Source organism: Pseudomonas sp. UFMG81 (assembly GCF_015354575.1).
Classification (GTDB): domain Bacteria; phylum Pseudomonadota; class Gammaproteobacteria; order Pseudomonadales; family Pseudomonadaceae; genus Aquipseudomonas.
In genome coordinates this window covers 17,132-30,372 of record NZ_JACAFQ010000009.1, presented here as the reverse complement: position 1 = coordinate 30,372, position 13,241 = coordinate 17,132, and the positions used below count along the sequence as shown (strand labels likewise).

Sequence of the window (13,241 nt, the reverse complement as noted above, 5' to 3'; positions counted from 1 at the left end):
GCATTCTCATTACCATTACTCTCCAACCCATCGAATCCAACCGCAATGGTCAGCCTTTATGTATGTGTGTCTCTGTGTCGGTGTCACCGACGGACAGATCCGCGATGCGATCTACGAAGGATGCTGCAGCTACAAGGAAGTTCGAGCCGCCACCAACGTTGCCAGCCAATGTGGTAAATGCGCCTGCCTCGCCAAGCAGGTGGTACGCGAAACCCTGACCGAGCTGCAGCTCAGCCAGCAGGCCGCGCTACCCTACCCCGTTGAATTCAACGCGGCGTAAAAAACCCTATTTTGAAGAACCGGGCCCAGCGCCCGGTTTTTTTATGCCTGTAATTCAACAAGTTAGCGCTCTAACGCGGTTCACAAACATTCTTATTCCGATTAAATTTCACTTATTATTCAATAACTTAGGTTTGACATAGGTAGTTGTCGGGCTCAAACTTGTTTTCATTGGCTCAACTTCTACAGGGCAGGACCCCATCATGAAAGGCGACGTAAGCGTCATCCAGCATCTCAACAAGATCCTCGGAAACGAGCTGGTCGCGATCAACCAGTACTTCCTGCATGCACGCATGTACGAAGATTGGGGCCTGAACAAGATCGGCAAGTTCGAGTACAAAGAGTCCATCCAGGCGATGAAGGACGCTGACAAGCTGATCAAGCGCATCCTCTTCCTCGAAGGCATTCCCAACGTCCAGGACCTGGGCAAGCTGATGATCGGCGAGCACACCAAAGAGATGCTCGAGTGCGACCTGAAGCTTGAGAAAAAGGCCCACGCCGACCTGAAAGCAGCCATCGCCCACTGTGAAACTGCAGGCGACTTCGGCTCGCGCGATGTGCTCGAAGACATCCTCGAAGACCAGGAAGAGCACATTGACTGGCTGGAGACTCAACTGGGCCTGATCGACAAGATCACCCTCGAGAACTACCTGCAGTCGCAGATGGGCGAAGAATAACGCTCGCCGATTGAAACACGGGGCCGCCTTGCGCCCCGCGTTACCAAGACAACAAAAAGCCCCGCATTTGCGGGGCTTTTGCATTCCGGCGATAAAACGCTGGAATCAGGCCTCGGAAGCCTTGGCCTTGGCGGCCGCGTCCTTGATCAGGGTTTGCAGCTCACCCTTCTCGAACATTTCCAGCATGATGTCGCTGCCGCCGACCAGCTCACCGGCCACCCACAGCTGCGGGAAGGTCGGCCAGTTGGCGTACTTGGGCAGGTTGGCGCGGATTTCCGGGTTCTGCAGGATGTCGACGTAGGCGAACTTCTCGCCACAACCCATCACAGCTTGCGATGCCTTGGCCGAGAAGCCGCACTGCGGCGCATTCGGCGAACCTTTCATGTAAAGCAGAATGGTGTTGTTGGCGATCTGCTCTTTGATTGTATCGATGATATCCATGAAGCACCTCGGCTGAACTTTGCGACGTGATCGTCGCCACGGTGGCGCATTGTATCGGAAAGCCGAGCGGCGTGCTCGGCCTTGCCGATCTTCAGGCGGCGTCCACGTGCACCGGTACGCCATTGAGCGCGGCGTTACCGGAAACACCATCACGCAAGCGTTCGTCCGTCAGGTCGTTGGCACTCACCCCAGGGTGCGCACTGGCCACCTGCAACTGTGCGCCCTGGCGCCCATGTCCATAGCCATGCGGCAAGCTGACCACGCCTGGCATCATGTCCTCGCTGGCCTGCACTTGAACTTCGAGCACACCGGTACGCGAACGGATACGCACGGTCTGACCGTCCTGAAGCTGGCGTTCAAGGAGGTCTTGCGGATGCATCATCAACTGGTGGCGCGGCTTGCCTTTGACCAGCCGATGGAAGTTGTGCATCCACGAGTTGTTGCTGCGCACGTGCCGACGGCCGATCAGCAGCAACTGGCCAGGCTCGGGCGGCACTTGGCGGGCAAGGCGCTGCAAATCTTCGAGCAAGGCCACAGGCGCCGCTTCGACTGCATGGCTGGTCGTGCGCAAGCGATCAGCCAGGTTCGGCGTCAATGCTCCCAGATCCAGGCCATGGGGATACTGGTCGAGGGTTTGCAGCGATAGCTTGAATGTCGATGCCTCACCGTAAGGCCCTTTGCGCAACGCGTAATCGATCATCTGCGCTGGCGGCAGGGTCCCCTTGAGCTCCAACTGGGCCCGCGCGGCAAAAGCCTTGGCCAGACCAACGAAGATCTCCCAATCGTGCAACGCCCCCTCAGGCTTGGCCAGGATTGCCCGATTGAAACGGGTGACATTGCGTACGGCCAGCAGATTGAAGGTGGAGTCGTAGTGGTCGTTCTCCAGGGCCGAAGTCGAGGGCAGGATCAGGTCGGCATGGCGAGTGGTTTCGTTGATGTACAGGTCGATGCTGAGCATGAAATCCAGGCCTGCCAGCGCCTCGTCCAGGCGCCGCCCGTTAGGCGTGGACAGCACCGGGTTGCCGGCAACCGTCACCAGGGCCCGCACCTGGCCCTCGCCAGGCGCGAGGATCTCCTCGGCCAGGGCCACGACCGGCAGCTCGCCGCCATACTCCGGCAAGCCCGAGACTCGGCTTTGCCACTGATTGAAATGCCCACCGGATGTACTGGCCACCAGGTCTACCGCAGGTGTCGTGCACAACGCGCCACCTTCACGGTCGAGGTTGCCGGTGACCAGGTTGATCAGTTGCACCAGCCAGTGGCACAGCGAGCCGAATGCCTGGGTGGATACCCCCATGCGGCCATAGCACACCGCGCGTTCGGCGGCGGCGAAATCCCGCGCCAACTGGCGGATATCCCGCGCCGCAATGCCACACAGTGCGCTCATGGCCTCTGCATCGAACGGCGCAATGGCCTCACGCACCTCAGCCAGGCCGTTGACCGGCAGGTGCGAGCCCTTGGCGAGATCCTCCGCGAAGAGGGTATTCAACAGCGCCGCCAGCAACGCCGCATCACCACCAGGACGAATGAACAGGTGCTGATCGGCCACTGCCGCCGTCTCACTGCGACGCGGGTCCACCACCACCAGGCGCCCGCCTCTGGCCTGGAGCGCCTTCAGGCGCTTCTCCACATCCGGCACGGTCATGATGCTGCCGTTCGAGGCCAACGGATTGCCACCAAGAATCAACATGAATTGAGTGTGATCGATGTCCGGGATCGGCAGCAGCAAGCCATGGCCGTACATCAGGTGGCTGGTCAGGTGCTGGGGCAACTGGTCGACCGACGTGGCGGAAAACCGGTTGCGCGTCTTGAGCAGGCCGAGGAAATAGTTGCTGTGGGTCATCAACCCATAGTTGTGCACGCTGGGGTTGCCCTGGTACACCGCGACGGCATTGCGCCCGTGAGCCTGCTGCACCGCCCACAGCCGCTCGGCGGCCAGCGCGAAGGCCTCGTCCCAACCGATCGGCTGCCACTGCTCACCGAGGCGTCGATGCGGCTGGCGCAGGCGGTCGGGGTCCTCCTGGATATCCTGCAGGGCCACCGCCTTGGGGCAGATATGACCGCGGCTGAAGGGGTCCTGAGGGTCGCCCTTGATCGAGCTGATATGAGCCCGGCCATCGGTTTCTTGGCTGACTTCGATGTTCAGGCCGCAGATGGCCTCGCACAGGTGACAGGCTCGGTGATGCAGGGTCTTGGTCATGGCCGCCTCTGCCTTTGTTGTTCTGGGTGTTCGACTATGCGCTGGCCATGCCGGGCTCGCCAGCGCGCTTCGCGGCGTGAATCGGGCGACATCAGGCGGGCGATTCGCGACGGCGCGTTTGCCAAACGCGCGCCGGGCCGTGTACAACCTTCTGTAGCAAATAAAAAACAGCCTGCCTGCAATGGGTTACGACACCCGTTGATACAGACGCACTGTTTCCCCTCTTGGTTTGAGGCGACATTTAATTATAGTATTGCGCCTTTCCCTATTCCGTCCGCCCCGTGCGGCTTACGCCGCAGGTCACTCCCGTTGTCAACAAAACCCATACGGTCGACCTGCACACCGTTGCAGATAAGGTAGTCAATCATGAGCGCTAGGCACTTTCTCTCCCTGCTGGATTTCACCACCGACGAATTGCTCGGTGTGATCCGCCGAGGCATCGAGCTGAAGGACCTGCGCAAGCGCGGCGTGCTGTTCGAACCCCTGAAGAACCGCGTGCTGGGGATGATCTTCGAGAAGTCCTCGACCCGCACCCGGGTGTCGTTCGAGGCCGGCATGATCCAGCTCGGTGGCCAGGCCATCTTCCTGTCACCGCGCGACACGCAACTGGGCCGTGGCGAGCCAATCGCCGACAGCGCCATCGTGCTGTCGAGCATGGTCGACGCGGTGATGATCCGCACCCACGCCCACAGCACCCTCACCGAGTTCGCCGCCCACTCGAAGGTCCCGGTGATCAACGGCCTGTCCAACGAATCGCACCCCTGCCAGTTGCTGGCCGACATGCAGACCTTCCTCGAACACCGTGGCTCGATCCAGGGCAAGACCGTGGCCTGGGTCGGCGATGGCTTCAACATGTGCAACTCGTACATCGAGGCCGCCGTGCAGTTCGATTTCCAGCTGCGCATCGCCTGCCCCGAAGGCTATGACCCCGATCCACGCTTCCTGCAGCTGGGCGGCGATCGCGTACAGATCGTCCGCGATCCCCAGGAAGCCGTGCGCGGTGCCCACCTGGTGACCACGGATGTCTGGACTTCCATGGGCCAGGAAGAGGAAACTGCACGGCGCCTGGCGCATTTCGCGCCTTACCAGGTCACCCGTGCATTGCTCGACCTGGCGGCACCCGACGCCCTGTTCATGCACTGCCTGCCCGCCCACCGTGGCGAGGAAATCAGCCAGGACCTGCTCGACGACCCTCGTTCGGTCGCCTGGGACGAGGCTGAAAACCGCCTGCATGCACAGAAGGCCCTTCTCGAATTCCTTGTAGAACCGGCTTACCACCACGCATGAGTCAACCCCTACTGCTCAACCTGCGCGACCTCGCCTGCGGCTACGGCGAGCAGCGCATCGTCCAGAACCTCAACCTGCACCTGAACGCAGGCGACATCGGTTGCCTGCTGGGCTCGTCCGGTTGTGGCAAGACCACCACGCTACGTGCCATCGCCGGCTTCGAGCCGGTGCACGCCGGCGAGATCCAGCTGGCCGGCGAGGTCATTTCCCGCGCCGGCTTCACCTTGGCACCGGAAAAACGCCGGATCGGCATGGTGTTCCAGGACTACGCGCTGTTCCCGCACCTCACCGTGGCGCAGAACATCGCCTTCGGTATCGCCAAGCACCCGCGCCAGGCCGCAGTGGTCGACGAGATGCTGGAACTGGTCAAGCTCGCCGGCCTTGGCGGACGCTACCCGCACGAATTATCCGGCGGCCAGCAGCAGCGGGTCGCCCTCGCTCGCGCCTTGGCCCCGGAGCCGCAGTTGCTGCTGCTCGACGAGCCATTCTCCAACCTCGACGTGGAATTGCGACGGCGCTTGAGCCACGAGGTGCGTGACATTCTCAAGAGCCGTGGCACCAGCGCGATTCTGGTCACCCATGACCAGGAAGAGGCCTTCGCGGTCAGCGATCACGTCGGCGTGTTCAAGGAAGGTCGCCTGGAGCAGTGGGACACCCCCTACAACCTCTATCACGAACCGCAGACGCCCTTCGTCGCCAGTTTCATCGGCCAGGGCTACTTCATCCGAGGCCAGATGAGCAGCCATGAGGCAGTCAGCACCGAGCTCGGCGAACTGCGCGGCAACCGTGCCTACACCATGGCGCTGGGTAGCTCGGTGGATGTGCTGCTGCGCCCGGATGACATCATCCACGCGCCCGACAGTGCCCTGCGCGCGCAAATCATCGGCAAGAGTTTCCTCGGCGCCTCGACGCTGTATCGCCTGCAACTGCCCACCGGCAGCCAGCTCGAAGCGATCTTCGCCAGCCACAACGACCATCAGGTGGGTCAGGACGTCGGCATCGCCGTGGCCGCCGACCACCTGGTGCTGTTCCCGGTGCCTGGCAGCGTTGCCGCGCAACTGCCACGCCAGGAGAACGGCGTGCGCCGAGTCAGTTCGGCGCTCTAAGGGGTCAATCCATCGCGGGGCAAGCCCCGCGATGGCCTTCGCTCACAGCATCAAGGTACCGCTGGCCACCAACCGGGCCTGGCCACCGATCTTCACCCGCTCCCCTTCCAGCCGACAGAACAGCTCGCCACCGCGCGCCGACCGCTGGAACGCATGCAGTGCTAGCTTGCCCAGGCGTGCCGCCCAGTAAGGAATCAACGAGCAATGGATGGAGCCGGTGACCGGATCCTCAGGGATACCGATACTCGGTGCAAAATAGCGCGACACGAAATCATGCTGCTCGCCCGGTGCGGTCACGATCACGCCCAGGCCCGGCAGCTTCGCCAGCGCCACCATGTCCGGCGAGCAAGCACGCACGGCGTGCTCCGAAGCCAGCACCACCAGCAACTCCTTGGTCTGGTAAACCTCTTGTACCTCGCACCCCAATGCCTCGGCCACAGCCACCGGCTCAGCCAGCGGCTGTGGATCGATGCGCGGGAAATCGAGCCAGAGGTGCTTGTCGTCACGGCTCACGCTCAACGGCCCGGACTGGCTTTGGAAGACCAAGCGCGCCTTCTGCTCGCCATACACCTCGAACAGCACGTGGGCGCTGGCGAGGGTGGCATGACCGCACAGCGGCACTTCGGTTGCGGGGGTGAACCAACGGATTCGATAGCCCTCACCCTCCGCCACCACGAACGCGGTCTCGGCAAGGTTGTGCTCGGCGGCGATCTGCTGCATCAAGGCATCGTCGAGCCACTGCTCCAGGTGGTAGACCATGGCCGGGTTGCCGGCGAAGGGGCGATCACTGAACGCGTCGACCTGATGGAAGTGCAACTGCATGACACGGTCCTTCTGTCCTTGTTATAGAGGACCGAGCATGGGGCAAGGTGCGCTGGGCGAACAGTGACAGAGTGCAGTTTTTTGTGGCCATACAGATCTTCGGGCGGCTGCATACCCAGTAGGAGTAACTGTCTTGCAGAGGTCTTCTGTAGGAGCGGCCTTGTGTCGCGAAAGGGGTGCGCAGCGCCCCCAGGATCTCGAGTACACCCAAGATCGCCGGGGCCGCTCTGCGGCCCTTTCGCGGCACAAGGCCGCTCCTACAGAGCCCCAGCTCGAATCATCCGCGGCCGATCTGCGCGAACTGGCCCTTGGTGTGCTCTGCCAGTACCGCCGCAGCCAACTCCACTTCCAGGCCACGCCGTCCGGCACTCACATGAATAGTTTCATGGTGTTGCGCGGACTGGTCGATAAAGGTGCGCAGGCGCTTCTTCTGCCCCAGCGGGCTGATGCCGCCCACCAGGTATCCCGTGGCCCGCTGGGCCGCCTGCGGGTCGGCCATCTCGCATTTCTTCACCCCCGCCGCATGGGCCAACGCCTTCAGGTCAAGGGTGCCGACCACGGGCACGACGGCCACCAGCAGTTCACCCTTCTCGCTACTGGCCAGCAGCGTCTTGAACACCCGCAACGGGTCAAGCCCAAGCTTTTCCGCTGCCTCCAGGCCGTAAGAGGCGGTCTTGGGATCATGTTCGTAACTGTGCACGCGGTGCTCGGCGCGCGCCTTCTTCAGCAGGTCCAGGGCGGGGGTCATGCGGGGCTCCAGTCGATCACGTTTCGGCGGCTACTGTAGGGCAAATCCCCTACGCCAGCCAGCACAGCCCCCGCGCCAGAGCAGCGGCTGGCGATTCGAACCCAGGCCTGGCTGTCAGATTGTGACCACGCGTTCATTTTCGACCTTTGACATCAGCGTTTCTTGTCTATATTTTTTCGTTTCTGAATAAACGGTGCACTTTTAGAGTGCACTACCTGTACCCGCCCGGCGTCAATGGGGATTGACCCCGGGCTCTTTGCTGTCGAGCGCCCAGCGCCTCACAACAACAAGAACCGAGGTCATACATGACGACTGCTCTACGCCAACCGACGCTATCCGCCCAATGCATGGCCGAGTTCCTCGGCACCGCCCTGCTCATCTTCTTCGGCACAGGTTGTGTCGCCGCGCTCAAGGTCGCCGGCGCCAGCTTTGGCCTGTGGGAAATCAGCATCATCTGGGGGGTCGGCGTGAGCATGGCGATCTACCTCACCGCCGGCGTTTCCGGCGCGCACCTGAACCCGGCAGTTAGCATCGCCCTCACCCTGTTCGCCGGCTTCGACAAGCGCAAACTGCCCTTCTACATCCTCGCCCAGGTGTGCGGCGCGTTCTGCGGCGCCGCGCTCGTTTACACGCTGTACAGCAACCTGTTCTTCGATTTCGAACAAGCCCACGCCATGTTGCGCGGCAGCCAGGCCAGCCTGGAGCTGGCATCGGTGTTCTCCACCTACCCGCACCCGTCGCTGTCCACCGGCCAGGCGTTCCTGGTCGAAGTGATCATCACTGCCATCCTCATGGCGGTGATCATGGCCCTGACCGACGACAACAACGGCCTGCCCCGCGGCGCCACCGCCCCCCTGCTGATCGGCCTGCTGATCGCCGTGATCGGCAGCGCCATGGGCCCACTGACCGGCTTTGCGATGAACCCGGCGCGAGATTTCGGGCCCAAGCTGATGACCTTCCTCGCTGGCTGGGGCGACATCGCCTTCACCGGTGGGCGTGACATTCCCTATTTCCTGGTACCGGTGTTCGCACCGATTCTCGGCGCGAGCCTTGGTGCAGCCTTGTACCGCGGCCTGATTGCCCGCAACCTGCCGACAGCGCAAGCCGAGAAGCCACAGACAGACGATAATCCCCAGGGTGATGCCCAGGTTTCCTGACGCCAGCGCCGGGCGATTTCGCCCGCCACGCCCTGACCTACTCCTATTTCGTGCAAGGCCATCGACATGACAGACACCCTGGATAAGAACTACATCATCGCCCTCGACCAGGGCACCACCAGTTCTCGGGCCATCATCTTCGACCGCGACGCCAACGTCGTCGGCACCTCGCAACGCGAATTCGCCCAGCACTACCCGCAGGCCGGCTGGGTCGAGCACGACCCGATGGAAATCTTCGCCACCCAGAGCGCGACCATGGTCGAAGCCCTGGCCCAGGCGGGCATCAGCCACGCCCAGGTGGCCGCCATCGGCATCACCAACCAGCGTGAAACCACCGTGGTGTGGGACAAGGAAACCGGCCGCCCGGTGTACAACGCCATCGTCTGGCAGTGCCGCCGCAGCACCGAGATCTGCGCCCAGCTCAAGCGTGACGGCCACGAGCAGTACATCCGCGAAGCCACCGGCCTGGTCACCGACCCGTACTTCTCCGGCACCAAGCTCAAGTGGATCCTCGACAACGTCGACGGTGCCCGCGAACGCGCCGAGCGCGGCGAGCTGCTGTTCGGCACCATCGACAGCTGGCTGATCTGGAAATTCTCCGGTGGCAAGGTGCATGTCACCGACTACACCAACGCCTCGCGCACCCTGATGTTCAACATCCACACCCTGCAGTGGGACCAGAAGCTGCTGGACATCCTCGGCATCCCGCGCCAGATGCTGCCCGAAGTACGCCCTTCGTCCGAGGTCTACGGCCACACCAAGAGCGGCATCGCCATCGCCGGTATCGCCGGCGACCAGCAGTCGGCGCTGTTCGGCCAGATGTGCGTAGAGCCCGGCCAGGCCAAGAACACCTACGGCACCGGCTGCTTCCTGCTGATGAACACCGGCGACAAGGCGGTCACCTCGTCCCACGGCCTGCTCACCACCATCGCCTGCGGCCCGCGCGGTGAAGTGGCCTATGCCCTGGAAGGCGCGGTATTCAACGGCGGCTCCACCGTGCAGTGGCTGCGTGACGAGCTGAAGATCGTCAACGACGCCTACGACACCGAGTACTTTGCCAGCAAGGTCAAGGACAGCAACGGCGTGTACCTGGTGCCCGCCTTTACCGGCCTGGGTGCGCCGTATTGGGACCCCTATGCCCGTGGCGCCCTGTTCGGTCTGACCCGTGGGGTCAAGGTCGACCACATCATTCGCGCCGCGCTGGAATCGATCGCCTACCAGACCCGCGACGTGCTCGACGCCATGCAACAGGATTGCGGCCAGCGCCTGAGCGAACTGCGGGTGGACGGCGGCGCGGTGGCCAACAACTTCCTCATGCAGTTCCAGGCCGACATCCTCGGCACCTGCGTCGAGCGCCCGAAAATGCGCGAAACCACGGCGCTGGGCGCCGCTTACCTGGCGGGCCTGGCCTGCGGTTTCTGGAGCGGCCTGGACGAACTGCGCGACAAGGCGATCATCGAGCGCGAGTTCAGCCCACAGCTGGACGAGGCGGCCAAAGAGAAGCTGTACAAGGGCTGGCGCAAGGCTGTGGACCGTACCCGCGATTGGGAAGACCACGACGCCTGATTGAAGCCGCCATCGCGGGGCAAGCCCGCTCCCACGGGTTCAGCTGTGGGAGCGGGCTTGCCCCGCGATGGCGGCCTGCAGAAAAACCCAAGCTGGTCCTACTCCCCTTCCTACGGCATCATTGCAGAATTTGTCCGGCTGCCCCCAAGGACCGCCCATGAATCTGCCTCCACGCCAACAACAAATCCTCGAGCTGGTCCGCGAACGCGGCTATGTCAGCATCGAGGAAATGGCGCAGCTGTTCGTCGTCACCCCGCAGACCATCCGCCGCGATATCAACCAGCTCGCCGAGGCCAACCTGTTGCGCCGCTACCACGGCGGCGCGGCCTACGACTCGAGTATCGAGAACACCGCCTACGCCATGCGCGCCGACCAGATGCGCGACGAAAAGCAACGCATCGCCGAAGCAGTGGCCCGGCAGATCCCCGACCATGCCTCGCTGTTCATCAACATCGGCACCACCACCGAATCGATCGCCCGCGCCCTGCTCAACCACAACCACCTGAAGATCATCACCAACAACCTGCACGTGGCGGCGATCCTCGGCGCCAAGGACGATTTCGAAGTGCTGATCGCCGGCGGCACGGTGCGCCGCGACGGTGGCGTGGTGGGCCAGGCCAGCGTCGACTTCATTAGCCAGTTCAAGGTCGACTTCGCCGTGGTGGGTATCAGCGGCATCGACGAGGACGGTAGCCTGCTGGATTTCGACTACCAGGAAGTGCGCGTGTCGCAGGCGATCATCGCCAACGCCCGCCAGGTGATCCTCGCCGCCGACTCCAGCAAGTTCGGCCGCAATGCCATGGTGCGCCTGGGTTCGATCAGCCTGATCGATTGCCTGGTTACCGACCAGGCCCCAACCCCCGCCCTCACCCAACTGCTCAATCAGTACAAGATCCGCCTCGAGGTGGTTTGAGGCTGGCAGGGGCCTGTCTTGCGATTGCATGTGGGCCACCAGGTGCATGGCGACAGATGTGCAGCGCTCTCAAGATCGAGCGCCGCCCGCGCGGCGCATCGCGGGCAAGCCCGCTCCCACATTTGTTTCGGGCCAGTCACTCCTGTGACTTCATCGCTGTACGCCTTGTTTATACGACGCGGTACTGAGGTGGGCGCCACTGACGCCTCGCCTGACTTGAGGCATGCACCAAGGCGGGCGGTGGTACCTTCACAGGCATAATTGGCCCGAAACAGATGTGGGAGCGGGCTTGCCCGCGATGCGCCACGCGGGCGGCGCTCGATCTCAGCGACACTGCAGTATTCAAACCGATCACCCCGCCTTTTCGAAAATGTTCATTTAATTGTCATCTGATCAGTTTTTTCTATAAAGACCCGCTGGCGGCTGCCTGTTCATTGCGCTAGTATTTTCGCAAACGAACATTCATGTTCATATTCGATATGAACAGCCCAGGAGGCCTTGCCGTGTCCCAGCCCGTTTCGCCCCAACCCCTCGACTGCTACGACCTCGCCGTGATCGGCGGCGGCATCAATGGCGTGGGCATCGCGGCGGATGCCGCCGGGCGCGGCCTGAAGGTGTTCCTCTGTGAAAAGGACGACCTCGCCCGCCACACCTCCTCGGCCAGCAGCAAGCTGATCCACGGCGGCCTGCGCTACCTCGAACATTACGAATTCCGCCTGGTGCGCGAAGCCCTCGCCGAGCGCGAAGTGCTGCTGGCCAAGGCACCGCACATCGTCAAGCCCATGCGCTTCGTGCTGCCGCACCGCCCGCACCTGCGCCCAACCTGGATGATCCGCGCCGGCCTGTTCCTCTACGACCACCTGGGCAAGCGCAAACGCCTGGGTGCCTCGCGCAGCCTGCGCTTCGGCCCGGGCTACCCGCTCAAGCCCGCCATCACCCGCGGTTTCGAATACGCCGACTGCGCTGTCGACGATGCTCGCCTGGTGGTGACCAACGCCATGGCAGCCCGCGAAAAGGGCGCGCATATCCACACCCGCACTCGCTGCCTGCGCGCAGAACGGGTGGACGGCCTGTGGCAGGTCGAGTTGCAGCACGCCGACGGCAGCCTGCAGACCATCCGCGCCCGCGCCCTGGTCAACGCTGCCGGCCCATGGGTCGCCAGCTTCATCAAGGATGACCTCAAGCTCGACGCCCCCTACGGCATCCGCCTGATCCAGGGCAGCCACCTGATCGTGCCGCGCCTGTACGAAGGCGAACATGCCTACATCCTGCAGAACGAAGACCAGCGCATCGTCTTCTGCATCCCGTACCTGGACCGTTTCACCCTGATCGGCACCACCGACCGCGAGTACAACGGCGACCCGGCCCAGGTGGCGATCACCGAACAGGAAACCGACTACCTGCTCAAGGTGGTCAACGAACACTTCAACCACCAGCTGGGCCGCGCCGACATCCTGCACACCTACTCCGGCGTGCGCCCATTGTGCAACGACGAGTCGGACAACCCGTCAGCGGTGACCCGCGACTACACCCTGGCGCTGTCCGCAGGCAATGGCGATGCGCCGCTGCTGTCGGTGTTCGGCGGCAAGCTCACCACCTACCGCAAGCTGGCCGAGTCGGCGATGACCGAACTCAAGCCATTCTTCACCCAGATGCGCGGCAGCTGGACCGCCGATGCGCCACTGCCGGGCGGTGAAAACATGACCAGCGTGCAGGCCCTGGTCGATGCCCTGCTGGCGCGCCATGGCTGGCTGCCGGTCGATATCGCCAAGCGCTGGGCGGTAACCTATGGCAGCCGTGTCTGGCGCCTGCTTGACGGTGTGGAGGGCCCCGAGGACCTGGGCCAGGCCATCGGTGGCGGCTTGTTCACCCGCGAAGTCGATTACCTGTGCAGCCAGGAATGGGCGGTCAGTGCCGACGACATCCTCTGGCGCCGCACCAAGCTCGGCCTGTTCACCAGCGCAGCGGAGCAACAGGCCTTGAGCGACTACCTGGCACAGGCCGAGCGACAGCGCGCGGCCTGAACTCCCACCCCACTCAACAGG

General features: G+C 63.0%; 12 protein-coding genes. 8 read left to right on the top strand and 4 right to left on the bottom strand.

Annotated features, from left to right (window positions below; genetic code table 11):
• Positions 1–58: 58 nt before the first annotated feature.
• Together IX761_RS09230 and bfr are read left to right on the top strand one after the other, a co-directional pair.
• A complete protein-coding gene (locus IX761_RS09230) occupies positions 59–280 on the top strand; it encodes a bacterioferritin-associated ferredoxin (protein ID WP_046854452.1) in 222 nt (73 codons plus the stop codon).
• A gap of 202 nt (positions 281–482) precedes the next feature.
• The gene (gene bfr, locus IX761_RS09225; RefSeq protein ID WP_194789291.1) at positions 483–956 is read left to right on the top strand and encodes a bacterioferritin; all 474 of its coding nucleotides are present in this window, start codon (positions 483–485) and stop codon (positions 954–956) included.
• Between the two features lie 105 nt (positions 957–1,061).
• Here bfr and grxD read toward each other — a convergent pair whose 3' ends face one another.
• Entirely contained in the window at positions 1,062–1,397 is a 336-nt protein-coding gene (grxD, locus tag IX761_RS09220) for a Grx4 family monothiol glutaredoxin (RefSeq protein ID WP_103449407.1), read from the bottom strand.
• 91 nt (positions 1,398–1,488) lie between these two features.
• Entirely contained in the window at positions 1,489–3,597 is a 2,109-nt protein-coding gene (locus IX761_RS09215; RefSeq protein ID WP_194789290.1) for a molybdopterin oxidoreductase family protein, read from the bottom strand.
• Between the two features lie 366 nt (positions 3,598–3,963).
• Between IX761_RS09215 and argF the strand changes: the two genes are divergently transcribed.
• Together argF and IX761_RS09205 are read left to right on the top strand one after the other, a co-directional pair.
• Positions 3,964–4,884: an ornithine carbamoyltransferase gene (argF, locus tag IX761_RS09210; RefSeq protein WP_194789289.1), complete on the top strand. Its 921-nt coding sequence runs from the start codon at positions 3,964–3,966 to the stop codon at positions 4,882–4,884.
• Positions 4,881–5,990, top strand: a complete 1,110-nt coding sequence (locus IX761_RS09205; RefSeq protein ID WP_194789288.1) for an ABC transporter ATP-binding protein — start codon at positions 4,881–4,883, stop codon at positions 5,988–5,990. The genes argF and IX761_RS09205 overlap by 4 nt, the downstream gene beginning before the upstream one ends.
• A gap of 42 nt (positions 5,991–6,032) precedes the next feature.
• Here IX761_RS09205 and IX761_RS09200 read toward each other — a convergent pair whose 3' ends face one another.
• Both IX761_RS09200 and ybaK read right to left on the bottom strand, forming a co-directional pair.
• A complete protein-coding gene (locus IX761_RS09200) occupies positions 6,033–6,812 on the bottom strand; it encodes a PhzF family phenazine biosynthesis protein (protein ID WP_194789287.1) in 780 nt (259 codons plus the stop codon).
• 277 nt (positions 6,813–7,089) lie between these two features.
• Positions 7,090–7,560 (bottom strand): Cys-tRNA(Pro) deacylase, encoded by a 471-nt coding sequence (gene ybaK / locus IX761_RS09195; protein ID WP_194789286.1) that lies wholly within the window; start codon positions 7,558–7,560, stop codon positions 7,090–7,092.
• A gap of 305 nt (positions 7,561–7,865) precedes the next feature.
• Here ybaK and IX761_RS09190 point away from each other — a divergent pair, with 305 nt between their 5' ends.
• From IX761_RS09190 to glpD, 4 genes are all read left to right on the top strand, one after another.
• A complete protein-coding gene (locus tag IX761_RS09190; protein ID WP_194789285.1) occupies positions 7,866–8,717 on the top strand; it encodes an MIP/aquaporin family protein in 852 nt (283 codons plus the stop codon).
• Between the two features lie 66 nt (positions 8,718–8,783).
• Positions 8,784–10,283, top strand: coding sequence for a glycerol kinase GlpK (gene glpK, locus IX761_RS09185; RefSeq protein WP_194789284.1), 1,500 nt, complete (start codon positions 8,784–8,786; stop codon positions 10,281–10,283).
• A 157-nt stretch (positions 10,284–10,440) separates the two neighbouring features.
• Complete coding sequence (gene glpR, locus IX761_RS09180; RefSeq protein WP_194789283.1) at positions 10,441–11,196, top strand: DNA-binding transcriptional repressor GlpR; 756 nt, start codon at positions 10,441–10,443, stop codon at positions 11,194–11,196.
• Between the two features lie 503 nt (positions 11,197–11,699).
• A complete protein-coding gene (gene glpD / locus IX761_RS09175) occupies positions 11,700–13,220 on the top strand; it encodes a glycerol-3-phosphate dehydrogenase (protein WP_194789282.1) in 1,521 nt (506 codons plus the stop codon).
• Positions 13,221–13,241 lie beyond the last annotated feature (21 nt).